At 68.8% G+C, this 23,239-nt stretch carries 20 protein-coding genes; 11 read left to right on the top strand and 9 right to left on the bottom strand.

From position 1 onward, the window contains the following. Window positions 1-9 precede the first annotated feature (9 nt). From ON32_RS08010 to ON32_RS07985, 6 genes are all read right to left on the bottom strand, one after another. On the bottom strand, window positions 10-1,791 hold the full coding sequence (locus ON32_RS08010; protein WP_157224124.1) for a peptidoglycan D,D-transpeptidase FtsI family protein: 1,782 nt from the start codon (window positions 1,789-1,791) through the stop codon (window positions 10-12). Window positions 1,792-1,970: 179 nt separating this feature from the next. After that, window positions 1,971-2,915 carry a cell division protein FtsL gene (ftsL, locus tag ON32_RS29450; protein ID WP_051132984.1) on the bottom strand — a complete coding sequence of 315 codons (945 nt, stop codon included), beginning with the start codon at window positions 2,913-2,915 and terminating at the stop codon, window positions 1,971-1,973. A 115-nt stretch (window positions 2,916-3,030) separates the two neighbouring features. Then, complete coding sequence (rsmH, locus tag ON32_RS08000; RefSeq protein ID WP_040790114.1) at window positions 3,031-4,008, bottom strand: 16S rRNA (cytosine(1402)-N(4))-methyltransferase RsmH; 978 nt, start codon at window positions 4,006-4,008, stop codon at window positions 3,031-3,033. A gap of 245 nt (window positions 4,009-4,253) precedes the next feature. Next, window positions 4,254-4,685 (bottom strand): division/cell wall cluster transcriptional repressor MraZ, encoded by a 432-nt coding sequence (gene mraZ / locus ON32_RS07995; RefSeq protein ID WP_040790113.1) that lies wholly within the window; start codon window positions 4,683-4,685, stop codon window positions 4,254-4,256. 467 nt (window positions 4,686-5,152) lie between these two features. Beyond that, on the bottom strand, window positions 5,153-5,572 hold the full coding sequence (locus ON32_RS07990) for an SCO2097 family morphological protein (RefSeq protein ID WP_040790112.1): 420 nt from the start codon (window positions 5,570-5,572) through the stop codon (window positions 5,153-5,155). A gap of 124 nt (window positions 5,573-5,696) precedes the next feature. After that, the gene (locus ON32_RS07985) at window positions 5,697-6,137 is read right to left on the bottom strand and encodes an SAV_6107 family HEPN domain-containing protein (RefSeq protein ID WP_245550871.1); all 441 of its coding nucleotides are present in this window, start codon (window positions 6,135-6,137) and stop codon (window positions 5,697-5,699) included. Window positions 6,138-6,320: 183 nt separating this feature from the next. Between ON32_RS07985 and ON32_RS07980 the strand changes: the two genes are divergently transcribed. The 5 genes from ON32_RS07980 (at window position 6,321) to ON32_RS07960 (ending at window position 11,424) form a co-directional block, all read left to right on the top strand. After that, on the top strand, window positions 6,321-6,932 hold the full coding sequence (locus ON32_RS07980) for a GNAT family N-acetyltransferase (protein ID WP_040790109.1): 612 nt from the start codon (window positions 6,321-6,323) through the stop codon (window positions 6,930-6,932). Window positions 6,933-6,939: 7 nt separating this feature from the next. Then, window positions 6,940-8,505, top strand: coding sequence for a phytoene desaturase family protein (locus ON32_RS07975; RefSeq protein ID WP_040790108.1), 1,566 nt, complete (start codon window positions 6,940-6,942; stop codon window positions 8,503-8,505). Next, window positions 8,502-9,314: a carotenoid biosynthesis protein gene (locus ON32_RS07970; RefSeq protein WP_083874197.1), complete on the top strand. Its 813-nt coding sequence runs from the start codon at window positions 8,502-8,504 to the stop codon at window positions 9,312-9,314. Before ON32_RS07975 ends, ON32_RS07970 begins: the two co-directional genes overlap by 4 nt. A gap of 213 nt (window positions 9,315-9,527) precedes the next feature. Continuing rightward, window positions 9,528-10,190, top strand: coding sequence for an LppM family (lipo)protein (locus ON32_RS07965; protein WP_245550878.1), 663 nt, complete (start codon window positions 9,528-9,530; stop codon window positions 10,188-10,190). 7 nt (window positions 10,191-10,197) lie between these two features. After that, complete coding sequence (locus tag ON32_RS07960) at window positions 10,198-11,424, top strand: glycosyltransferase family 2 protein (protein WP_051132983.1); 1,227 nt, start codon at window positions 10,198-10,200, stop codon at window positions 11,422-11,424. Here the strand turns inward: ON32_RS07960 and ON32_RS07955 are convergent. After that, a complete protein-coding gene (locus ON32_RS07955) occupies window positions 11,414-12,412 on the bottom strand; it encodes a methylenetetrahydrofolate reductase (protein WP_083874196.1) in 999 nt (332 codons plus the stop codon). The genes ON32_RS07960 and ON32_RS07955 overlap by 11 nt on opposite strands. 91 nt (window positions 12,413-12,503) lie before the next feature. On the opposite strand from ON32_RS07955, the gene ON32_RS07950 reads away from it, so the two are divergent. From ON32_RS07950 to ON32_RS07935, 4 genes are all read left to right on the top strand, one after another. Continuing rightward, complete coding sequence (locus tag ON32_RS07950; RefSeq protein ID WP_083874195.1) at window positions 12,504-13,754, top strand: polyprenyl synthetase family protein; 1,251 nt, start codon at window positions 12,504-12,506, stop codon at window positions 13,752-13,754. A 160-nt stretch (window positions 13,755-13,914) separates the two neighbouring features. Beyond that, entirely contained in the window at window positions 13,915-15,519 is a 1,605-nt protein-coding gene (gene crtI / locus ON32_RS07945; RefSeq protein WP_040790104.1) for a phytoene desaturase family protein, read from the top strand. A gap of 76 nt (window positions 15,520-15,595) precedes the next feature. After that, the gene (locus tag ON32_RS07940; RefSeq protein ID WP_245550870.1) at window positions 15,596-17,251 is read left to right on the top strand and encodes an alpha-(1->6)-mannopyranosyltransferase A; all 1,656 of its coding nucleotides are present in this window, start codon (window positions 15,596-15,598) and stop codon (window positions 17,249-17,251) included. Then, complete coding sequence (locus ON32_RS07935) at window positions 17,248-18,267, top strand: phytoene/squalene synthase family protein (protein ID WP_083874192.1); 1,020 nt, start codon at window positions 17,248-17,250, stop codon at window positions 18,265-18,267. Before ON32_RS07940 ends, ON32_RS07935 begins: the two co-directional genes overlap by 4 nt. Window positions 18,268-18,286: 19 nt before the next feature. Here the strand turns inward: ON32_RS07935 and ON32_RS07930 are convergent, their stop codons facing one another. After that, window positions 18,287-18,655 carry an Rv2175c family DNA-binding protein gene (locus tag ON32_RS07930; RefSeq protein ID WP_040790103.1) on the bottom strand — a complete coding sequence of 123 codons (369 nt, stop codon included), beginning with the start codon at window positions 18,653-18,655 and terminating at the stop codon, window positions 18,287-18,289. Window positions 18,656-18,783: 128 nt separating this feature from the next. Here ON32_RS07930 and pknB point away from each other — a divergent pair, with 128 nt between their 5' ends. Beyond that, on the top strand, window positions 18,784-20,769 hold the full coding sequence (pknB, locus tag ON32_RS07925; protein ID WP_040790102.1) for a Stk1 family PASTA domain-containing Ser/Thr kinase: 1,986 nt from the start codon (window positions 18,784-18,786) through the stop codon (window positions 20,767-20,769). Window positions 20,770-20,846: 77 nt separating this feature from the next. Here the strand turns inward: pknB and ON32_RS07920 are convergent, their stop codons facing one another. Next, window positions 20,847-22,232 (bottom strand): class II 3-deoxy-7-phosphoheptulonate synthase, encoded by a 1,386-nt coding sequence (locus ON32_RS07920; RefSeq protein WP_040790101.1) that lies wholly within the window; start codon window positions 22,230-22,232, stop codon window positions 20,847-20,849. A 198-nt stretch (window positions 22,233-22,430) separates the two neighbouring features. Between ON32_RS07920 and ON32_RS07915 the strand changes: the two genes are divergently transcribed. Further along, window positions 22,431-22,928, top strand: a complete 498-nt coding sequence (locus ON32_RS07915) for a polyadenylate-specific 3'-exoribonuclease AS (RefSeq protein ID WP_040790100.1) — start codon at window positions 22,431-22,433, stop codon at window positions 22,926-22,928. The last annotated feature ends 311 nt before the right edge of the window (window positions 22,929-23,239 follow it).

The raw sequence follows: 23,239 nt of genomic DNA, 5'->3' as shown, positions 1-23,239 counted from the left end.
TTCGCCGATTCACGATGCCTGCAGCACGAACCGCGGATCGGGCTCGGTCGACGGTGGGATACGGTCGCGCTGCAATGCCCACGAGGCGATGTTGTGGAACAGCGGGGCCACGGATTGTCCACCACTGCCATCGGAACTGCGGACCGGGGCGTCCAACATCAGGCCGATGACGTAGCGGGGGTTGTCGGCGGGCGCCATACCCGCGAATGTGATCCAGTGCGACGATGTCGAATAACACCGACAGTTCGGATCCACCTGCTGTGCGGTACCGGTTTTGCCCGCAATGCGATAGCCGGGCACCGCCGCGGGCACGCCGGTGCCCAGTTGCACTCCACTCGGGTCGTCCTGGACCACCGCCTGGAACATGGTGCGCAGGGTACGTGCGGTTTCCGGACTCACCACCCGCACCCCGTCCGGGGTGGGTTCCTCGGTGCGGGTACCGTCCGGGGCGATGGTGGCGCGGATGATCCGCGGCGGAATCCGCACCCCGTCGTTGGCGATGGCCTGGTACATCCCGGTCATCTGCAGGGTCGTCATCGAAAGACCCTGTCCGATCGGCAGGTTGGCGAAGGTGCCGCCGGACCACTGGTCGCGGGCGGGCAGCAGACCCGCGCTCTCGCCGGGCAGTCCGACACCGGTGCGGCTGCCCAGCCCGAACCGGGTGAGCATATCTGCGAACCGGTCCTCGCCCACCCGCTGCGCCAGCATGAGGGTCCCGACATTGGACGATTTACCGAAGATGCCGGTGGTGGTGTAGTGCACGACACCGTGATCCCATGCGTCGCCGACCGTCACCCCGGCCATCTGAATACTGCCGGGCACCTCGTGCACCTCGTCGGGGGTGGTCAGTCCGTACTCGAGCGCAGCGGCGGCGGTGACGATCTTGTTCACCGAACCGGGTTCGAACGGCTGGGTCACCGACGGATTGTCCAGACCGGAGGGTTTCCAGTGCTGCGGCCCCAGCGCCGGATTGAATGTGCCGTCGTTGGCCATGGCCAGCACCTGACCGGTTTTGGCGTCCAGGACCACCGCCGAGGCGGAACGAGCCCCGGATTTGTCCTTGGCCTGCTGCACCTGCTGCTGAACGTAGTACTGCAGATACGAGTCCAGTGTCAGTTCGACATTGTTCCCGTCGACGGCGGGCTGGTGATCGCGTCGACTACCCGGAATGACCGCGCCGTCGGAACCTCGGTCGTAGGTGTGCGATCCGTCGGTGCCGGCGAGCACCGAGTCCAGCGCAGATTCCAACCCGATCTGTCCGTGCCCGTCCCACCCGGTGGCGCCGACGATATTGGCGGCCAGTGATCCGCCCGGATATTCCCGCAGATCCTGTCGTTCCGCACCGACCTCGGGGAATTCCTCGGTGATCTCGCTCGCGATCCGGGCGTCGACATTGCGGACCAGATAGACGAAGGGCTCGTCGCTGCGCAGTTTCTCGAGCAGATCCGCTTCCGAGGGGGCGCGGGAACCGAGCTTGTCGTGGATGGTGGCGGCGATGGCGCGCAGCCGTTCCTCCGGGTCGGGGGCCGAATCGTCCTTCGCCCGTGCCTCGGCGAGCTGTTTGCGCACCTGAACCGGTTGGAAATTCAACGCTTTCGCGACCAGGGTGAAGGCCAACGCGGTGCCGTACCGGTCGGTTATGGTGCCGCGGGTTGCCGGTTCGGGTTGGTGCACGGTGCGCTGACTCGCCGCCTGCGCCGATAATTCGGGCGCGGAAACCGTCTGGATCCACAACAGTTGCAGGGCGACGACGACGAGCGCCAGCAGCATGGCGATCCGACCGGCGCTCATCCGCAATCGGAAGGACCGGTCCGCCGCCGATATCGTGGCACGCGGCCGGGACCTCGGTTTGGGCGGAATCGCTTTCCCGGATGCCGATTTCCGTGATGCCGCCCGGCGGGGCGCCGTGGTTCGCGGCGCGGAGCGACGAGTGGCCCCCCGTCCTCGACCGCCGCCGGGCCTGCCCTGATTCATCGCACCTCCTCGCGGGGCGCCCGCTGGTCGGATGGTTGTCCCGCGGCGCCCTCCGTGGAGCTCTCGACGAAGGGTTCGGGAGTATTCGGCCGGTTGCCGTCGAGTGCGCTCGCCGGTGCGTCCACCCCATCCACGGGGGCGTCACCGGGTGGGGTCGGGGGTGTCACTTCGGATGCGCCGTCCGTCGACGCGGGGTCCGTATCCGACGAGGGTGGGTCGACTGTTCCCGGTTCCGTGGGCACCTCGGGTGGTTGTGGGGTGTCTTCCGGGGATACCGCATCCGTGGTCGCCGGGGCCTCCTCCCCCGCAGGCTCGCCGTCCATGGGTGGTGCCGCGACGACGCCGCCCTCCTCGAGCACCGGCGCGGGTGGCGGCGGAGTGGTGGTGACCGGTACGAGCCGTTCTCCGGGGGTCGGGCCATGGCGAGGGGTGGGCGGCGGCGGGTTGAGCGGCGGCACCGGGGTGCCCTGCGCGGGTCTCGGTTCACCGATCACGGTGACCTTCCCGTCCGGACCGACCAGCAGCCGCGCCGGATCCATGGCCGGGATCATTCCGAGTTCGCGGGCCCGGGCGGCCAGTTCGGGCGGGGAGTCGGCCGCGGCCACCTCCCGCCGCAGGGCCGCGCGCTCGTCGGCGAGCGCCCGATTGACGGCGCGGGCGTCGCCGAGCTGATAGCTGGCCTCGGCGGCCCGCGTGGTCAGCAACAGGGTGAGTGCGAGTCCACAACCGATCATCACCATGATCGCCACGACGAACGGAATCCGGCCGGCCGTCGTCGACCTGTCCCGCGCCGCCAATACCGCGCCGGCAGACGAGCGCCCCTCGGTCCGGCGGCCTCGTCGCGCATAGGCGCGTTGCGCGGCAGCGGTTTTCCCCTGATCGGCCGATCGGGCGCGGCGGGCCGGTCGATCGGCCTCGCTGTGGTGTGTGCGCACACTCATCCCGATATCCCCCGCTTCCGCGTGCCCGGTCCGGTCGTCGAACCGCGCCCCACCGTGCCGCGTGGGCGCTTGCGCGCCCCGCGGGGGCAACGGACCGCCGCGCGCCCGAGCTCCATCACGCCTCCTGTTCCGAGATCCGTTCCGCCGCGCGCATCCGCACGGGAGCCGCACGCGGATTGTCCTCGATCTCGGCCGCGGTCGCCTGTTCCGCACCTCGGGTCAATACCCGGAATTCCGGTCCCATACCGGGAAGTTCGACCGGCAGGTCGATCGGCGTCCGGGAGGTCGCGCGCCGGGTCAGTTCCTGCTTCACCACCCGATCCTCGAGCGACTGATAGGACATGACGACGATCCGACCGCCGAGGCGCAACGAGTCCAGCGCGGCGGGTAATGCGGCACGCAGCGAATCGAGTTCACCGTTGACCTCCACCCGCAATGCCTGGAAGGTCCGTTTGGCCGGATGCCCACCGGTGCGCCGGGTCGCAGCCGGAATGGTGTCGTAGAGCAACCGCACCAGTTCCGCACTGGTGCGGAACGGCCGTTGCGCGCGGCGCCGCACGATCTCGCTCGCGATCCGGTTCGCGAATCGTTCCTCGCCATAGGTTTTCAGCACCCGGATCAGTTCGCCGCGGTCGTAGGTGTTGAGCACATCGGCGGCGGTGGGACCGGTGGTGGGGTCCATTCGCATATCCAGTGGCGCGTCCACCGAATAGGCGAAGCCGCGGTCGGTCTCGTCCAGCTGCATGGACGAGACCCCCAGATCCATCAGGATGCCGTCGACCGAGCCGATGGAAGGCAGTCCCGCCTCGGCCAGTGCGGCGGCGATACCGTCGTATCTGGTGTGCACCAGGGTGATTCGGTCCCGATACACCGCCAGTCGGGCAGCGGCGTGTTCGAGGGCGACGGTATCGCGATCCAACCCGATCAGGCGCAGGTTCGGATGGGTGCGCAGAAAGTACTCGGCGTGTCCGCCGAGGCCGAGGGTGGCGTCGAGATAGACCGCGTCGGGGGCGGCCAATACCGGGTCGAGCAATTCGGCCGCGCGGGTGAGAAGTACGGGAATGTGGCGAGATCCGTGGTCTGCACGGTTCACCTCGACCTCCCGGATCTACCTCGCTTCGTCGTATACCGCGCACCTCCGCACCTCCATACGGGCACGGGGTACACGGGTATCCGCGGTTGAACAACTACTGGGTGACTCACGTCCATAGAATGCGCGACAGAGGGATCCGGCGGTGATTACGAATGCCGCGGGGTCTCTGACCGAAGCGGCACCTGGCGTCGGGGAAGTACGTCAGGGTCCGCGTCCGGGCAGAGGCCGCGTGGCACTCGTGCGGACTAGAAAATCCCGCCCAGCGCCTCGTCTCTCGCTTGTGCGTAGTCCTCCTCGTGCTCGGCGAGGTAGGACTCCCAAGCCTGCTTATCCCATATCTCCAGAAAGTCGACCGAACCGATCACCACGCAGTCTCGATCGAGGCCCGCGTAACGTCGATGCTCCGCCGACAACACGATCCGACCCTGAGCGTCCAGTCGCTGCTCGTCCGTACCGGCCGCAAGCGCCCGAACGAACGCACGCGCCTTCGGGTTGCTCCGAGAGGCCGCGGCGGCCCGACGGGCGAGCGCGGCGAATTCCTCTCTGGGGTACACGGCAAGGCTGTGGTCCTGTCCCTTCGTGACCATCAACCCTCCCGCCAGATCGTCTCGAAACTTCGCCGGCAACGTGAGTCGCCCTTTGTCGTCCAGCCGTGGTGTGTAGGTACCGAGAAACACCCCGATACCTCCCTACCGGACCACCTCGGCTGATGTGTGGCCGGATGTTCCGGCCGAGTGCCTTTCGGCCTCTCCTGTAGTGCGCGCTCCACATTACCCCACTTTCCCCCACTTTCAATCGAAACACGGGGTGATCTCCCTCCCCGATTCGCCGATTCCGCAGGTCATCTCAGCTATCACCACGGTGGAGAAGCTTCATACGTCCTGCCTCCCTCCGCGCGTCATCGCCTCGAGCCACGGACAGGCCCGAAAACTTCCAGCAAACATGCCGCTCGGGACGTTTCGGACAGGCGGCGATCACCGACGCGATCCCGGCGGTGGGGGGATGTGGGAGACGATGTGAAGTCGTGTTCACACCGGCGGAACGGATCCGGGAAACGGAAGTGGATACGACGCGAACGGCGGTGCCACACCGGCTCTCGGTGTGGCACCGCCGTTCGCGGAATACCTGCTACGAGGCTCCGTGGTCAGTCCTGCTCGAACCTTCTACGGAAGCGATCCTCCATGCGCTCGGAGAACCCGCCGGCACGGCGCTGTCGACCTCGACCACCGGGCGAACCCAAGGAGGTCACGGAGGAGTTGCCCCCACCGCTGCCCGGGGCTCGTTTGGAGTCGCTGCCGAGCAGCATGAGCACGCCGGCACCGAACATGACGATGAAACCGACCAGACTGATGATCGGAAAACCACCGGGCTTCACCGGAGCGGCGATACCCGCGACGAGCAGAAACAGACCGATGACGAACAACGCCGCAGCCTGAAGTCTACGGCGACTCGATGTCGTTCGGAGACGTCCGCCACGGACGGACGAGGCGAACTTCGGATCCTCAGCATAGAGAGCGCTCTCGATCTGTTCGAGCATGCGCTGCTCGTGCTCGGAGAGTGGCACGGTACCTCCCCCGGCACTAGGACGTGGCTGCCGTCTCCGGGTCGACGGCAGATAACCCCTTGGCGGCTATCTGACACCAATGATACGAGTTCGGTCAGAGCCGTACCACCTACTCTCCGATAACTCACCGGTCGTTTGCGGCGCTGTGATCTTCCGCGGCCCGCAACCGACCGACCGGAGCGACCAGATCCTCCACATCGTGCAGGAAGGCGGCGACCCGGGAACAGAACTCGTCCGCCTGGTCCTCGTCGACCTCCCGCGGTATCCCGGCCTCCAGCGCCGCCCGAGTATCGGAGTGTCCGCTGAAGTAGTCGGCCCACATGATGAATTCGGGCGCGGCACGTTGTAGCATCACCCACGCATTGCGCGAGCTCGCTCGCGGCGCCCGATCGGCGCCGGTGAGCGCCAGTACCGCCCCCGCACCGCGCAGTGCGCCCAGGTAGGCGGTGCGGAATCGTTCCCGAGGATCCCGCTCGCCCGCCGCCTGCATCAGCAGTCCGTCGGCGCGTCGTAGCAACATCCCCGCCCGGCCGGGCTGTCCCGGATGAACACTTCGACCCGACATAGCCCTCCTTCCATCGGTTACCCACCAACCACCACGGTGACCCGCTGATATGGCAGGCTGGTCGAGCACCGCGGAGACCGAACAGGTATTCGAACGTTTGGCTCGAGCTTGAATATAGAGAGCACCACCGACAATTTTGCGCGCCCACGTTCGGGTAGCGCCAGGACAGACCGTGAAAGAGCCATGACCGCCCTCGAGACCGACCATCTGCCCGCACCGGTCGTCGTCGACCTGTCGGTCGCGGAACTGCGCGCGCGGCTGCACGACGCGCTCGCGGTGTATGTCGCGGCCATGGAGTATCCGCGCGGCACCGAACACCATCGCGCGCCCATGTGGACCGAACACACCACCCGCACCGGCTGGCAGGCGGTGGCCGCGGTCGTCCCCGACGAGTCCGGCCGCATCGACCTGCGCCGATCCCCCCTGGTGGCGATCGGCTACGGCTATCACGGCGCACCGCATCAGTGGTGGCAACAGCAGGTCCACGCGGGGATGCGGCACGCGGGCTGGCCGGAGGCGGCCATCCGCAATATGCTCGGCGACTATTTCGAGCTCACCGAACTGCACGTCCACCCCACCGCCCAGGGACGCGGTATCGGCTCGGTCCTGTTGGAGCGGCTGTTGGCCGAGCGACCCGAACGCTCGGTGCTGCTGTCCACGCCCGAGGTGGAGGCGGAGGCCAACCGGGCCTGGCGGTTGTACCGGCGCCAGGGCTTCCGCGACGTACTGCGCAACTTCGTCTTCGCGGGCGACAACCGTCGTTTCGCCATTCTCGGGCGCTCGCTGCCCCTGTAGTGCCGTCGTGAGTGTTCTGGTTGTCGGGTCGGGCCACAATGCGCTGGTCGCGGCCTGTTATCTGGCACGGGCCGGTTACCGGGTGCGGGTGCTCGAACGTGACGAGGTGCTGGGTGGGGCGGTGTCGACGGTTCCCCGCCTGCCCGGACATCGGGTCGATCGGGGCTCATCGGCCCATCTGATGATCCGGCACACCGGCATCATCGAGGAACTGGAGCTGGCCCGCTTCGGGCTGCGCTATCTCGACTGCGACCCCTGGGGTTTCGCCCCCGCGTGCCCGCGGACGGGCGCCGCACCGATCGTCTTCCACCGCGACCTCGACCGCACCTGCGCCTCGATCGCCGCCGCCTGTTCCGAACGCGACGCCGACGCCTATCGGCGATTCGTGCAGATCTGGGGACCGCGCGGTGCACGGGTCATGCGGGCATTCGGCGCGGGCCCCACACCGGGCCATCTGCTGCGCTCGTTCTGGGGGCTGGACACCGGTGACGGCGGCAGCGCGCTCTCCCGCGAATTCCTCCAGTCCGGGGACGCCCTGTTGGACTCGTTCTTCGACGACGAGCGGCTCAAGGCGGCACTGGCCTGGTTCGGGGCGCAGTCCGGCCCCCCGATGTCGGAACCGGGAACCGCCCCGATGGTCGGATTCGCCGCGCTCATGCACCGTATCCCACCGGGGCGGGCGGTGGGCGGCAGCGGCGCCCTCACCGAGGCCTTGGTGAGCCGGTTGCGCGCCGACGGCGGCGAGGTGACGGCGGGCACGGAGGTCACCGCACTCATCCGCGACGGGGCGGGCTGGCGGGTTCGCACCGCCACGGGGCAGGAGCTGCGCGCCCGCACGGTGATCTCCGGAACCCATGTGCTCACCACCTTGGACCTGCTGCGCGCCGGTGACTTCGACGCCGACGTCCTCGACGGATGGTGTCGGCGTATCCGGGTGGGCCCCGGGATCGGTATGGTCGTGCGCGCCGCGACGAGCGCGCTGCCCGGCTATCCGGACGCCCCGACGACCGAATCCGCGACCGGTCTGCAATTGTTGGTGTCGGATCGACAGCAGCTGCGGCTGGCGCACGGCGCGGCCCTGGGTGGTCTGCTTCCCCCGCGGCCCGTGGTGCTGGCCATGAGTTTCAGCGCGTTGGATCCGACCATCGCCGCTCCCGGCGAACACCAACTGTCGCTGTGGGCGCAATGGCATCCCTATCGGCTCGCCGACGGCGGCGACTGGGCCGCGCGGGCGGACGGCGCGGCCGACCAGATCATCGCCGAGGTCGACCGCTATGCCCCCGGCTTCGCCGACACCGTGCTGCGCCGCTATGTGCAGACCCCGGTCGACCTGGAACGCGAGCTGGGTCTGCGCGGCGGCAATGTCATGCATGTGGAGATGGCGCTGGACCAGATGATGATGTGGCGGCCGCTGCCGGAGCTGTCCGGGCAGCGGGTGCCCGGCGCGCCCGGTCTGTATCTCACCGGTGCCTCCACCCATCCCGGCGGCGGGGTCTCCGGGGCGAGCGGCCGCACCGCGGCCCGGCTGGTGTTGCGGGACGACCGCGGTATCCGGCGCCTGCTGCGCCGATGACCGGCCGGATGGTCGCCGCGAGCCGATACGAGGCGGCCCCCTTCGGGTTGGCGGTGCTGCTGGTTGTCGCGCAGATCTGTTATCCGCTCACCACCGGAGCCGCCCGCGATCGGGTGACGGTGGCGGTGGTGCTGTTGTCCGCGGGGACGGCGCTGGCACATGCGGCCGTGGCGCGCGGAACCCGGTATGCGGTGGGATTTCTGGTAATCGTGTCGGGTCTCGGGTGGGTGGTGGAAGCGATCGGCACCGCGACCGGGATACCGTTCGGCTGTTACGACTACGCCCTCGATCGACTCGGACCGGCGATTGCCGATGTGCCGCTGGTGGTCCCACTGGCGTGGACGGGAGGACTCTATCCGATCTGGGTGGTCGCCGGGCTGCTGACCGACGGTCCGGCGCATCGGGTCGGCGCGACGGCGCTCGGGGCGGTGGGCTGGGATCTGTTCCTGGATCCCCAGATGGTCGCCGACGGGCATTGGCGCTGGTGCGTGACCGACGCCGGTCTGCCCGGACCGGATCCCATTCCGTATACGAATTATCTGGGCTGGTTCGCGGTGGCGGCCATCATGGCCGGAGCCGTGATGCTGTGGGAACGCACCGCACCGGAACGAGATGTCTCGGTTGCCGTACCGGTGGGGGTATTCCTGTGGACCTGGCTCGGTTCCACGCTGGCGCACGCGGTGTTCCTCGGCCTGCCCCACTCCGCGGTCTACGGCTTCGTCGGACTGGCCGTGCTCGGGATTCCACTACTGGCCCACCTGGTGCGGCAGGCCCGGACGGATCGGATTCCCGTCACGGCGCGGCGGTGAGATCTCACTCTCGCATGCCTGCGCCCGTCGCGTGGCAGGCGCGGTGGGAAGCCTGGCACGATGTCATCCGTGCAACAGCCGAGTCCCGTTCCCCCGACACCCGATACCCCGGTCCGATGGTCGAGCCCGCTGCCTTCGCGAAATCTCCCTTTTCGTTTCGGTCGAGCACGCCGACGGGTCCGGGTGGCGGCGTTGGTTCTGCTGACGGCGCTGATGGTGCCCGCGCTCGCCGGCTGCCTGCGGTTGCAGACCTCCATGGGTGTGTCGTCCAACGACCGGGTGTCCGGGCGGATCGTGGCCGCCGTGGTGCCGGAGAACGGTGAGGACAAGGGACCGGAACTGAAGGCGCCGGAGTCGCTGGCCGGTCGGGTCCGGGTCGAGCCGTACAACCAGGACGGCTATGTGGGCAGTGAGGTGTACTTCGACGATCTGAATTTCGGCGAGGTACAACAGTTGTCCCAGATGTCGGACCAGGCGCAGGGGATGTTCCAGCTCGAATTCCGGCGCAGTGGCGATCTGGTCACCCTGGAGGGCCGGGTCGATCTGGAATCCGTGCCGCCCCACGGTTCGGACGTTCAACTCAGCGTGGCCTTCCCCACCCGAGTCGGCAGAACCAACGGAACCCGCGAGGGCGACACCATCGTCACCTGGAAGATGCCGCCCGGCGAGGTGAGCCTCATTCGTGCCGAGGTCGGCTACGCCGATCCGAATACCCGCTCGTTCGCCGGCTGGGCGGGCATCGTCGGGGGAGTCACCCTGGCCGTCGCGGCGCTGATCGCGGCGCTGGCCTATCTCGACCGCAACCCGCCGGCACCGGGCGCACCGCAGGGATTCTCGCTACGCCGCTGGTGGGAGCTGGTCCGCAATCCCGAGTAGACGGTCGATGTCATCCGCTGCGGCCGGCCGGGCCGTCACGCGTGCGGCCGGCTGCGGAACCGGTATCGCCCTGTTGGGCTGCGCCCTCACCATCTGGAATCGGCTGACCCTGCCCCGGCTGTCCCGTCATCCGGCGCCGGTCGACGAACCGGTGACGGTGTGCGTTCCCGCCCGCGACGAAGCCGATCGCCTCCCCCGGCTGATCCGGGATCTGCGCGCGCAGACCGGGGTGTCCCGACTACGGGTATTGGTCCTGGACGACGCCTCCACCGACGGAACGGCCGCGGCGGCGCGGGCGGCCATGGCCGGCGATTCACGCTGTGTCCTCGTCCACGGCCCCGCCGCGCCACCGACCGGTTGGACGGGCAAGTCCGCGGCCTGCGCGCAACTCGCCGACCGGGCCCGCACCGCCGCGGCGACCCCGGAATCCGAGCCCACCGTGCTGGTCTTCGTGGACGCCGATGTGCGGCTCGCACCGACGGCCGTGGCCGCGGCGGTGGGGCAACTCCGCGAGCGGAATGTGGCGCTGCTGTCGCCGTGGCCCCGACAGCGGGCCGCGTCCATGGCCGAATGGCTCGTCCAACCACTGCTGTGCTGGTCGTGGGCCTCCACCCTGCCGGTGGTGGCCACCGATCGTGGGCGGCGGCCGTCGACGGTGGTGGCCTGCGGCCAGTTCCTGGTGGTCGATACCGCCGCCTACCGATCGATCGGGGGACATGCGGCGGTGGCGGACAGCGTCACCGAGGACCTCGATATCGCCCGCGTTCTGCGCCGAGCCGGTTACCGCACGGCGGCGGCGACCGCGGGCGGACTGGCCGCGACCCGGATGTATCGCGGGGCGGCCGAGGTCGAGGCGGGATACACCCGGTGGTTGTGGTCCGCCTACGGCGGCTCGGCGGCGGGTGGGGTGGCGGTGGCCGTGGTGGCGGCACTGGCGTATTGGTTGCCTCCGGCGGCGGCCGTGCTGGGGCGCGGCCGGCTACGGCGGATCGGCATGCTCGGGTATGCCGCGGCCGTCGCGGGACGGCTGATGGCGGCATCCGTCGACCGCGGGGGTCGGCCTCGCGGTCCGGATATCGTGGCCGCGGCGGCACATCCGGTATCGATCGCCGGGTATCTGCTGTTGTGGGCGCGCTCGCATCGAGCCCGACGCCGGGACACGCTGAGCTGGAAGGGACGGCGGTTGGCGCCGCGGCCCGACCGGCCGGTGCGGCACGGCGGGTTCAGGCGCTGATCGGCACCGCTTCCCCGTATCCGAGGTTGGCCAGCACCTCGCTGGTGGCCTTGGCGAAGTTCAGGGTGATGAAGTGGAGGCAGGGGGCACCCTCGGCGATGAGCCGGCGACCCATCTCGGTGGCGATCTCGATACCGACCTCGCGAACGGCGGCATGGTCGGGTTCCGGGCCGTCGCCCGCCGCCCGCTGCAGCCGCTGCATCACCCGTTCCGGCAGCGGACGCCCACACAGTTGTTCGGCGCGGGCCACACTGCGCAGCGAGGTGATCGGCATCAGCTCGGGGATGATCGGTTTGGCTCCCTCGACCGGGTCGTGGGCGATGAGCCGGTCGCGCAACCGCAGATAGTCCTCGACGTCGAAGAACATCTGGGTGATCGAGTACTCGGCGCCCGCGCGCAGTTTCGCCGCCAGGTGAACGGTGTCGCTTTCCAGGTCCGGTGAGCGGTGATGCCCCTGCGGGAAGGACGCCACCCCGACGTGGAAGTCACCCAGGTCGCGCACGATGCGCACCAGTTCCTCGGCGTATTCGACCCCTTCGGGGTGTCTGCGCCATTCCGCCAGTGGATCGCCCGGGGGGTCGCCGCGCAGCACCAGGATATTGCGGATACCGGAGTCTGCGTACGCGCCGACGATGGAACGCAGCTCGGCGACACTGTGCCCGACGGCGGTGAGATGCGCCACCGGCAGCAGGGTGGTGTCCTGGGCGAGCTGCCCGGTCACCCGCACGGTGTTGTCGCGGGTGGTGCCGCCGGCGCCGTAGGTCATCGAGATGAAGGCGGGGTGCATCCGTTCGAAGGTGCGTACCGCCCGCCACAGCCGCTGTTCGCCCTCGGCATCGCGGGGTGGGGAGAACTCCACCGAAAATGGCACTCCCGTACCGGAATACTGGTGCAAACTCTGCACGACCGACGGCGTCGCGGAGACGATCGGTGACGTGGAGGACGGCCGGCCTGGGGTCGGGAGTCCCCGCGCGTTGTCGAAAGTCACGCGCTCAGTCTAAGGGGACACAACCGGCGGCAGGTCCCCTACGTCGTCGAATGCGCCATCGCGCGACCGGCGACACACCCGCTGCACGGCGATGCGACCGGGCGACGCGTATTCTTGCCGAACACGGTCCGCCGTATCGGCTCCCGATACCCATGGCCGCGTCATCGGCGGCGGCATATCGCCGCTTCCCACCACCACAACGATCCGGGAGGTCATCCTGTCCGTCGGACCAGGTACCCCGACCAGGCCCGGCCCCACCTCGGCCGCGCCGGGGACGCCGGCCTTCGCCGCCGCCGTGGAACAGGCGTTGACCGCCTTCTTCACCACCCGCCGGGAAAGCGTGGGCGCGCTCGGACCCGTCTTCGTCGACGCCGCCGCGGCACTCGAGTCGTTCGTGCTGCGCGGCGGTAAACGCACCCGTCCCGGTTTCGCCTGGACGGGCTGGCTCGGCGCGGGCGGCGACCCGCACGGCGGCGACGCCGACGCCGTGCTCACCACCTGCGCCGCCCTCGAGCTGATCCAGGCGTGCGCGCTCATCCACGACGACATCATCGACTCCTCGCGCACCCGTCGGCGCCACCCCACCGTGCACGTCGAGTTCGAACAGCACCACCGCGACCGCGGCTGGGCCGGCGATTCCGCCCATTTCGGTGAATCGGTGGCCATTCTGCTCGGCGACCTCGCACTGGCCTGGGCCGACGATATGGTGCAGGCCTCCGGACTGGACAGCGCCGCGCTCGCCCGGTTCGCACCGGTGTGGGCGCTGATGCGCACCGAGGTGCTCGGCGGGCAGCTGCTCGATATCCACGGCGAGGCCGGCGGCGACGAATCCGTGGCGGCCGCACTGCGCATCAACCGGTACAAAACCGCCGCCTATACCGTGGAACGCCCCTTGCATCTGGGCGCCGCCCTCGCCGATGCCGGACCGGAACTGATCGCCGCCTACCGCGCCTACGGCACCGATATCGGTATCGCCTTCCAACTCCGCGATGATCTTCTCGGCGTCTTCGGCGACCCCGCGGTCACCGGGAAACCGTCCGGGGACGATCTACGCGAGGGCAAACGCACCGTTCTCCTGGCCGAGGCGCTGCGCCGGGCCGAACGCGACGACCCGAACACCGCCGCCCGTATCCGGGCCGAAATCGGCACCGATCTGAGCCCCGACCAGGTCGACCGGCTGCGCGCGCTGTTCGTGGAGCTCGGCGCCGTCGATGCGGTGGAGGCCCGCATCACCGAACTCACCGAACGCGCCCTGGCCGCGCTCGCGGAGAGCTCGGCGACCCCGGAGGCCAAGGAACGGCTCCGCGCCATGGCCTTGGCGGCCACCCGGCGCAGCGTCTGAGGATCGACCGCCCCGGGACCGGATCAGACCCCGGACACTGGTATACGAAACAAGGGCGAAAGCACCGAGACGGGCACCACCGGCCGGCCGATCCGGCGCTCCACCGTCGACCGATCCACCGCTACCACGCCCCTCCCACCGACCGGATCAGGAGTTCTCTATGCGCACCGTGAGCGGACCCACCGATCATGTCGTGGTGATCGGCGGCGGACTGGCGGGATTGTCGGCGGCGCTGTACCTGACCGGGGCCGGACGTATGGTGACCGTGTTGGAGCGCGAGGATCACGTCGGTGGGCGGGTCGGCAGATATCGGTTCGCCGACTACGAGATCGATTCCGGGGCCACGGTGCTCACCCTGCCCGCACTGATCGATGACGCACTGGCCGCGGTGGGCGCCGACCGCGCCTCGCTGGTGCCGCCGCTGCGCATCCGGCAGCTGGCCCCGGCGTATCACGCGCGGTTCGCCGACGGATCCGATATCCGGGTTTTCACCGATGTGGATCTGATGAGCGCGGAGGTGGCCCGCGTCTACGGAGCGGAGGAGGCCAAACGCTACCGCCGGCTGCGTGACTGGCTGGGCCGCATCTACCGGGCCGAGTTCGGCGAATTCATGGACGCCAACTTCGACTCCCCCCTGGATCTGGTGCGGTCCCCGCAGCAGCGGGCCGCCTTGCGCGAACTCGTGCGACTCGGCGGTTTCGGCAGGCTCGGCCCACGGGTGCGGCGATTCCTGCGCGATCCGCGATTGGCCCGCCTGTTCACCTTTCAGGCGCTGTACGCCGGTATGGCGCCCGCCGAGGCGCTCGCGGTCTACGGTGCGATCCCGTACATGGACACCGCCCTGGGCGTCTACTTCCCTCGCGGCGGTATGCGCGCGATAGCCGAGGCCATGGCGCAGGCGTTCACCGACGCGGGGGGACGCCTGGAATTGGGGGCGGAGGTCACCGCCATCGACTACGGTCCGTCGACCCGGCCGCTGGGGTGGGGGCGCGGCCGCGCGCGTAGCGTCCTGTTGGCCGACGGACGGAAACTACCCTGTGAGGCGGTGGTGCTCACCGCGGATCTGGGGTCGCTCGACCGGTTCGGCCTACGCCGCCGGCGACCGCTGCGCGCGGCCCCGTCGGCGGTGGTGGCACATGGCACCGTACCGGTGTCGGTCACCGAAACCTGGCCGGTGCAGGCGCATCACGGGATCGAGTTCGGCGCCGCCTGGGACACCACCTTCGCCGAGATCACCCCGCGCCGCGGTGGGCGGCCGATGAGCGACCCGTCGCTGCTGTTGACCCGTCCCGCGCTGAGCGACCCCGGCCTCTACATCACCCGCCCCGACGGTCGGCACGAACCGTTCTCGCTGTTGGCACCGTGCCCCAATCTGGATTCGGCACCACTGGACTGGGATCGGCTCGGTCCGGCGTATCTGCGCGAGCTGCTCGAGGTGCTGGAGCGTCGCGGCTACCGCGATATCGGGACCGCGTTCACGGTGGACCATTTCGACACCCCGCGGACCTGGCAACAGCGCGGTATGCTCGCCGGCACCCCCTTCTCGGCGGCGCACGTCTTCCGTCAGACCGGCCCGTTCCGGACGAACAACTTCCCGTGGACCAGCGAGAACGTGGTCCTCGCCGGGTGCGGCACCACCCCGGGGGTCGGCGTACCCACGGTACTGCTGTCCGGAAAACTCGCGGCCCAGCGCATTGTGGGGAAAAATCGCACCGGCCGGCGTCGCACCATCCGAGTGGCCTCTGGCGCCGACCCCGTAGACTAAGCGCCGACCTATTCGCCCGCGGTTGCGACCGCCGACAGAATCCCGGGGGGACCGACACCAGATGCCACCCCCCGATATGAGCGCCACAGCCACCACGTCCGCCCGTACCGCATCCGTTCACACCCCCGAGACCGGTCGCGCCACCGCGGACACCGGTCGGGGACCCGAATCCGGTCAAGGTCTGTTGGCGTGGCTGAGGTTCTGCGCGATCTTTCTCCGCAGCCCGGAGGGCAAGGCGGCGCTACTCGGGTTCTTCGGCGCGATCCTGATCACCTTCGGCGGGTTCGGCGCCGGTGGGGTCCGCAAACGCGATCCGCTGCTGGAAGCGATGCACCTGTCCTGGCTGCGCTTCGGGCACGGCTATGCCCTGTCGACGATCTGCGTCTGGGCGGGTGTGCTCATGATGGTCACCGCGTGGGTGCGGTTGGGCCGGGCCACCCTCGGCCACGGCGGGGTCCGGTTGAACGAGCTGCGCGCCATCGTCGGGATCTGGATCGCCCCCCTGCTGGTCGCGGTGCCGATGTTCAGCCGCGACGCCTACTCCTATCTGGCGCAGGGCGCCCTGCTGCGGGACGGCTTCGACCCGTACCAGGTGGGTCCGGTCGCCAATCCGGGTGTGCTGCTGGACAACGTCAGCACCGTCTGGACCACCACCACCGCCCCCTACGGCCCGGTGTTCCTGCTGCTCGGGCGAGCCATCACCACCGTCACCGGCGACAATGTGGTGGCGGGCACCATCGCGCTGCGGTTGGTGATGCTGCCCGGTCTGGCGCTGATGATGTGGGCGGTGCCGTATCTCACCAAACACCTCGGCGGCAAACCGACCGTCGCGCTGTGGCTGGCGGTCCTCAACCCGCTGGTGTTGATCCACCTGATCGGCGGCGTCCACAACGAGATGCTGATGGTCGGCCTGATGTGCGCCGGTATCGCACTGGTATTGGAACGCCATCATGTGGCGGGCATCGTGGTGGTCGCGATCGGTGTCGCGATCAAGGCGACCGCGGGGGTCGCGCTGCCGTTCCTGGTGTGGATCTGGATGTTGCACGAACGCGACCGGCGGGCCGAGAGCGCACAGCGCAACGGAACCGACGGCGACGACCGGGAGGCGCTACCGCATCCGGCGATGATGTTCGCCAAGATCGCCGGTCTGGGACTCACCGTCTTCGCGGTGGTGTTCGCGGCGGCCTCGGCCATCGCGGGTGTCGGGATCGGCTGGTTGACCGCGCTGTCGGGCTCGAAGAAGATCATCAACTGGTTGTCGCTGCCAACGGTGTTGGCCCATATGACGACCTGGATCACCCCCTTCACCCTCGACCCGGTGCTCGAGGTGACCCGCCTGCTGTGCATGCTCACCCTGCTGGGCCTGTTGGTGTGGACCTGGTGGCGGTTCAAGCACAGTGAACGCGACGCGGTGTTCGGCATCCTCATCGCCTTCGTCGCGATCGTCATCCTGTCGCCCGCGGCCCTGCCCTGGTACTACTCGTGGCCACTGGCGCTGGCCGCCGGCTTCGCGCTGTCCACCGGGACGCTCATGTGGCTGGTGGGCGTGTGCACCTGGCTGATGCTGGTGTTCAACCCGGACGGCTCCATCGGGCTGTACAACTTCTGGCATGTCGCGGCGGCCACCTTCGCGTCCGTGGTGGCGGCGGTCTCGCTGCGCACCGTCGACCCGCTCCGGCTGCGCAGCACACCATCGGTGATCGACACCCCAGTCGTCACCGGCCGCGCATGACCCGGTCCTCCGTCGCCGAGGGGGAGATCACGACCGGGGGCGACGACCCCGCGCCGAGCGTCGACCTCGACCCGGCGGAGCCGGCCCGCTCCTATCGCCACTGCCGTCGCATCGCCGCCGCCCACGGCCGCTCCTACTATCTGGCGACCCGTCTGCTCCCGGCCGAATGCCGCCCCGCCGTCCACGCCCTGTACGCCTTCGCCAGGGTGGTCGACGATATCGTCGACCGGCCCGTCCGGACGGCCACGGCGCCGGGTGTCCCGGGCGCTACCGCCGGCGTCCCCGCACCGGCGGCCCTGGACGACACCCAACGGCGGCTACGACTGGCCCTGGCACACGGCGCCCCCGCGGCGAGCCGGACGAACGATCCGCTCACCCCGATCCTGCCCGCACTCGTCGACACCGTCCGCCGGTACGGGATCGATCGACGCCATTTCGAGGTGTTCCTCGACTCCATGCGAATGGACGTTCCCGGCTCACCCCTGTTCCGCAACCGCTATGCCACCTTGACCGAACTCGCCGAATACATGCGCGGTTCGGCCGCCGTCATCGGGTTGCAGCTGTTGCCGGTACTCGGCACCGTCGTCCCGACCGCGGAGGCCGAACCGGCGGCCGCCGCGCTGGGCGACGCCTTCCAGCTCACCAATTTCCTCCGCGATATCGGCGAAGACCTGGATCGGGACCGCATCTACCTACCGGGCGAGGATCTGGCCGCCTTCGGGGTGGACGTCGACCTGCTCGCCCACTGCCGGGCCACCGGCCGGACCGATCGGCGGGTGCGGCGGGCCCTGGCGTATTTCATCGCGGTGACCCGCGCCCGATACCGCAGCGCCGACCCGGGCGTGGCCATGCTCGCGCCGCGGGCCCGCCCGGCGATCCGCGCGGCCCGCGCCCTGTATTCGGGGATTCTCGATCGGATCGAATCGGACGATTACGCCGTTTTCTCCGGACGCGCCGTCGTCCCCACCCGGCGGCGACTGTGGATGGTCGCCACCGCGGTCGCCGCGGGTCGGTGACGGCGCGTCCGGTGCACGGTCAGAAGGGTTCCGCGGCGGCGCGGCGCAGCACTTCCCGGGCCAGCGGACCGTGTAGGGCCTCCACCGGTTTGCCGGGCAGTGTCTCGTCCTCGGTGAAGATCCATTCGAGGATCTCTTCGTCGGTGTATTTGGCGTCACGCATCACGGTGATCAGTCCGGGCAGCGGTTTCACCACCGCGCCGGTGTCGTCGAAGAAGATTTCCGGGACGCCCACCACCCCGTTACGGCGAACCGCCAACAACTGGTGGTCGCGCAGCATCTGATGAACTCGGGTGACCACGATTCCGAGCCGCTCCGCGACCTCGGGGAGCGTCAGCAGGGTGACCGAGGGGGGCAGGACATCGGAACTGCAAGGAAAGGCACTCACGGCGATAACGGTAAACGTTGTCCGCAAGACTGTGGTGCGACACCCGGACTCGAACCGCCGATTACGATCGTGGGAGCCGCAGAGCGCGGCCCAGACGTGCCTGGCACGTACCGAGGGTGGAGAGGTTTGTGACAGCCGGAAGACATCATTTGGTCGGCGAGATGCTGGAAGGGCGCTATCGCATCGATGCGCCGATCGCCCGGGGTGGGATGTCGATGGTGTTCCGAGGGGAGGACACCCGCCTGGATCGTCCGGTGGCGATCAAGGTGATGGACCCCAAATTCGCCGGTGACCCGCAGTTTCTGACCCGTTTCGAGTTCGAGGCCCGAGCCGTCGCCAAGCTCAAGCATCCGGCGCTGGTGGAAGTGTACGACCAGGGCGTGGACGGTGAGCATCCGTTCCTGATCATGGAACTGGTGCAAGGAGGCACGCTCCGGGAGCTGCTGCGCGAACGCGGGCCGATGCCACCGCATGCCGTGCGCGCGGTGGCCGAACCGGTTCTGGAGGCGATCGGCGTGGCGCACAAGGCCGGGCTGGTCCATCGCGATGTCAAACCGGAGAACGTGCTCATCTCCGACGAGGGCGAGGTGAAGATCGCCGATTTCGGCCTGGTGCGGGCGGTGGCGGCGGCCAAGACCACCTCGGCCAGCGTCATCCTGGGCACTGCCGCCTATCTGTCGCCCGAGCAGGTGGTCTCCGGCACCGCCGACGCGCGCAGCGATGTGTACGCGTTCGGGATCCTGATCTACGAACTGCTCACCGGTGAGGTGCCTTTCACCGGCGACAACTCGTTGTCGGTGGCCTACCAGCGGGTGGAGAACGACGTTCCGAGCCCGAGCTCGGCCATTGCCGGGGTTCCGCCCGAATTCGATCGACTGGTCGCTCGGGCCACCGCCCGGGAACCGGGACATCGTTTCCCCGACGCGAGCGCCATGGCCGCCGAACTGCGGGCCATCGCCGCCGCCCTGGATCTGCCCGACTATCGGGTGCCCGCGCCCAAGGATTCGGCCGCACATATCAGCGCGCGCTTCCCGGTGGTCACCCCCGACACTCCCCCGCCATCGCGACCTGCGCCCCCGGTCCCCGCGCCGCAACCCGGTCCGGTACCGGGACCGCAACCCACCCGGGTGGACACCATGGTCCGCAGCCACCCGGAACAACAGACCACCGTCTACCAGGCGACGTCACCGCGTACGCCCGGATCTCATCCGGTCCCGTCCTATGCCGAGGAGCGCGCCCGATCCCGCCGCACCGCCATGGTGTGGGTGGCGATCATCGCCGTGCTCACCCTGTTCGTCGGTATCGGCGGCTGGTGGCTCGGGATGGGCAGGTTCGCGTCGGTTCCACCGATCGCGGGACTGGACGTCGACAAGGCCACAGCCGCGCTCCAGGCGGCGGGATTCGAGACCACGACCCGACAGAAGGCATCCGACACCATCCCGATCGGCAATGTCGTGGGCAGTGATCCCGGCGCGGGGGCCAAGGTCACCAAGGGATCGACCGTTGCAATCCTGCTCTCCAGCGGTAAACCTCGGGTCCCCGATGCCGCCCCCGGCACCGATATGGACACGGTCGAGCAGCTACTACGCGATCAGGGCCTGCAGCCGGTGAAAGCGGGCGAGGTCGCCAGCGCCGCCCCGGAGGGCACGCTGGCCCGGCTCGAGCCCGGCCCCGGCACCGTACTGCCCATGGGGGCGCATGTGCAGGTGTTCACCAGTAGCGGCTCCAAACCGGTGCCACTGCCGAATCTGCGTGCCAAGACCCCGGAAGAGGCCACGGCCGTACTCCGGGACCTCGGTCTCACCGTGTCCGGCACCCGTCCTCAGTACGACCAGCGGGTCGAGGTGGGTCGGGTCGTCGGCACCGATCCGACCACCGGCACCACCGTGTCCCCCGGCTCCGCCGTCACGCTTCTGATCAGTGACGCTGTCACGATGCCCGAGGTGCTGGGCCGCACGGTCGCCGATGCGCGCGCCACCCTGGAAGGTCTCGGCCTCCAGGTTCAGGTCCGCCAGCTCGCCCCGCTGAATTCGTCGGTCGTGGTCTCCCAGACCCCGGCCGCCAATGCCAATGTGGAGAAGGGCGGCACTGTCACCATCGTCGCCATCCCCTGACCCGATGACCCGGCGGTCCCGCATTCCGAGAGCGAGACCGCCGGGTGGTCGAATCCGATCGCTAGCGCATCCGGTCGCTAGCGCAGCATCTCGGCGACGAGGAACGACAGCTCCAGCGACTGCTGTGTATTCAGTCGCGGATCGCACGCCGTTTCGTATCGCCCGGACAGATCCAGATCGGAGATGTCCTGCGCCCCGCCCAGGCACTCCGTCACATCTTCTCCGGTGAACTCGATGTGCAGCCCGCCCGGATGTGTGCCGAGCGCGTGATGCACCTCGAAGAAGCCTTGCACCTCGTCCACGATCCGGTCGAAGTGGCGGGTTTTGTAGCCGGTGGACGATTCGTGGGTGTTGCCGTGCATGGGATCGCACTGCCAGATCACCTGGTGCCCCGTGGACTGCACCTTTTCCACGATCGGGGGCAGGATGTCCCGCACCTTGGAATGGCCCATCCGCGATACCAGCGTCAGCCGGCCGGGTTCGTTGTTGGGATCCAGTCGCTCCACGTATTCCACCGCTTGCTCCGGGGTGGTGCCGGGCCCGATCTTCAGACCGATCGGGTTGGCCAGCAGTTCGGCGAAGGCGATATGCGCGCCATCCAGTTGCCGGGTCCGTTCACCGATCCACAGGAAGTGCGCCGACAGATCGTAGAGCAACGGCTGGCCCATGGGGCCCTCCGCGAGGCGCAGCAGGGCCCGTTCGTAGTCGAGGACCAGCGCTTCGTGGCTGGCGTAGATCCGTGCACTCTGCAAACTGGGATCGTGGACCCGGCACGCCTGCATGAAGCGCAGACCCTTGTCGATCTCCGCCGCGAGCGCCTCGTACCGGGCACCGGCGGGCGACTGGGCGACGAAGTCCCGGTTCCAGTCGTGCACCCGGTGCAGATCGGCCATTCCGGCGTCGGTCAGCGCCCGCACCAGGTTCATGGCGGCACTGGCATTGGCGTAGGCGCGCACCAACCGGGACGGGTCGTGTTCCCGCATTTTCGCGTCCGCGACCAGAGAGTTGACCATATCGCCGCGGTAGGACTTGAGGCCGAGCGCGTCGGTGTCGGCCGAACGCGGTTTCGCGTACTGGCCGGCGATCCGGGCGACCTTCACCACCGGCAGACTGGCGCCGTAGGTGAGCACGACCGCCATCTGCAACAGGGTTCGGATATTGCCCCGGATATGCGGTTCGGTGTTGTCGGCGAAGGTTTCCGCGCAGTCGCCGCCCTGCATCAGGAAGGCCTCGCCGCGGGCGACCTCGGCCAACCGCTCCCGCAGCTCGTCCACTTCGGCCGGTACGCAGATGGGCGGCACGCTCTCCAGGACCGTGCGCATTTTCGCTGCCTCGTCGCTGTCCCAGGACGGCTGCTGCAGCGCGGGCCGGGCCAGCGCTTCATCGAGGCGTTTGCGCAGCTCGGCAGGCAGCGGGGGCAGTTCGGGCAAACGATCGATGGGTACGTCGACGGTCCAGTTCACGGGTCCAGAATACGGCCGTGCCGATGGCGCCGTTGCCGCGGCCGGGCCAAAACAGAGCATAAAACCAACCAAATGGTCCGCTTGCCTCGCGGTGGGCGACCGAACCCGGCAGGGCTCCGGAATACCTCCCGACGTACCGGACGGTTCGGCCGAGCCGTACCCTCGGGCCGTTGGTGCGCTTGTCTAGGAGATCGCTACTTGAAGTATTTCTACGATTCCGAATTCATCGAAGACGGTCGGGTCATCGACCTGATCTCGATCGGTGTGGTGTGTGAGGACGGCCGCGAATACTACGCGGTCTCCTCCGAGTTCGACCCCGAGCGGGCCGGACCGTGGGTGCGTAAACACGTGCTGCCGAAACTGCCGGATCCCTCGTCCCCGCTGTGGCGCACCCGGGAGCAGATTCGGGACGAGCTGTACAAGTTCCTGGTGCCGCGGCCGACCGTGCGACCGGAGCTCTGGGCCTGGGTGGGGGCCTACGATCATGTGGCGCTGTGCCAGCTGTGGGGCTCCATGATCGATCTACCGAGTGCGCTTCCCCGCTATACGAACGAATTGCGTCAGCATTGGGAGGCACACGGCCGGCCCGGGCTGCCCCCGGTCCCCGAGGACGCGCACGACGCGCTCGCCGATGCCCGCCATAATTTCGCCAAGTACGAGGCGATCGAAGCGGCGCGCCGCCGCGGCCTCGGCTGAGCGACGCGACGACCGCTCGAACATTCTCCCCCGACTCGCCCACCCGGTGCCCATCCGCCGACGGTCTCGGCCGATACGAAACAGGCCCCCGGGAGGTATCCCGGGGGCCTGATCGTCGTTCGTGCGAGTGCCGTCAGTGGCCGTGTCCGTTGGACCCGTGTCCGTTGGACGAGGCCGTCTCCTGAACTCGCTTCAGCACGGCGAGCTGCCGATGTTCTTCCTCGAGCTCGCTGGCGAAGTGGGCCTCGATCTCCTCCGGCGGATCCGCCCGCAGGAAGCTACCGGTACCCGGCTTGCCGGCCGAACCGAGC

It is taken from the genome of Nocardia paucivorans NBRC 100373 (assembly GCF_000308675.1).
Classification (GTDB): Bacteria; Actinomycetota; Actinomycetes; order Mycobacteriales; family Mycobacteriaceae; genus Nocardia; species Nocardia paucivorans.
The sequence above is the reverse complement of the archived record's forward strand: the minus strand, read 5'-3'. Positions and strand labels throughout refer to the sequence as shown.

Coding starts and splice junctions, on each gene's coding strand:
- ON32_RS08010 (WP_157224124.1), bottom strand. CDS start 1,791: ATGAGCGCCGGTCGGATCGCCATGCTGCTGGCGCTCGTCGTCGTCGCC.
- ftsL (WP_051132984.1), bottom strand. CDS start 2,915: ATGAGTGTGCGCACACACCACAGCGAGGCCGATCGACCGGCCCGCCGC.
- ON32_RS07985 (WP_245550871.1), bottom strand. CDS start 6,137: ATGTCGGGTCGAAGTGTTCATCCGGGACAGCCCGGCCGGGCGGGGATG.
- ON32_RS07980 (WP_040790109.1), top strand. CDS start 6,321: ATGACCGCCCTCGAGACCGACCATCTGCCCGCACCGGTCGTCGTCGAC.
- ON32_RS07970 (WP_083874197.1), top strand. CDS start 8,502: ATGACCGGCCGGATGGTCGCCGCGAGCCGATACGAGGCGGCCCCCTTC.
- ON32_RS07965 (WP_245550878.1), top strand. CDS start 9,528: ATGGTGCCCGCGCTCGCCGGCTGCCTGCGGTTGCAGACCTCCATGGGT.
- ON32_RS07960 (WP_051132983.1), top strand. CDS start 10,198: ATGTCATCCGCTGCGGCCGGCCGGGCCGTCACGCGTGCGGCCGGCTGC.
- ON32_RS07950 (WP_083874195.1), top strand. CDS start 12,504: ATGCGACCGGGCGACGCGTATTCTTGCCGAACACGGTCCGCCGTATCG.
- crtI (WP_040790104.1), top strand. CDS start 13,915: ATGCGCACCGTGAGCGGACCCACCGATCATGTCGTGGTGATCGGCGGC.
- ON32_RS07940 (WP_245550870.1), top strand. CDS start 15,596: ATGAGCGCCACAGCCACCACGTCCGCCCGTACCGCATCCGTTCACACC.
- ON32_RS07935 (WP_083874192.1), top strand. CDS start 17,248: ATGACCCGGTCCTCCGTCGCCGAGGGGGAGATCACGACCGGGGGCGAC.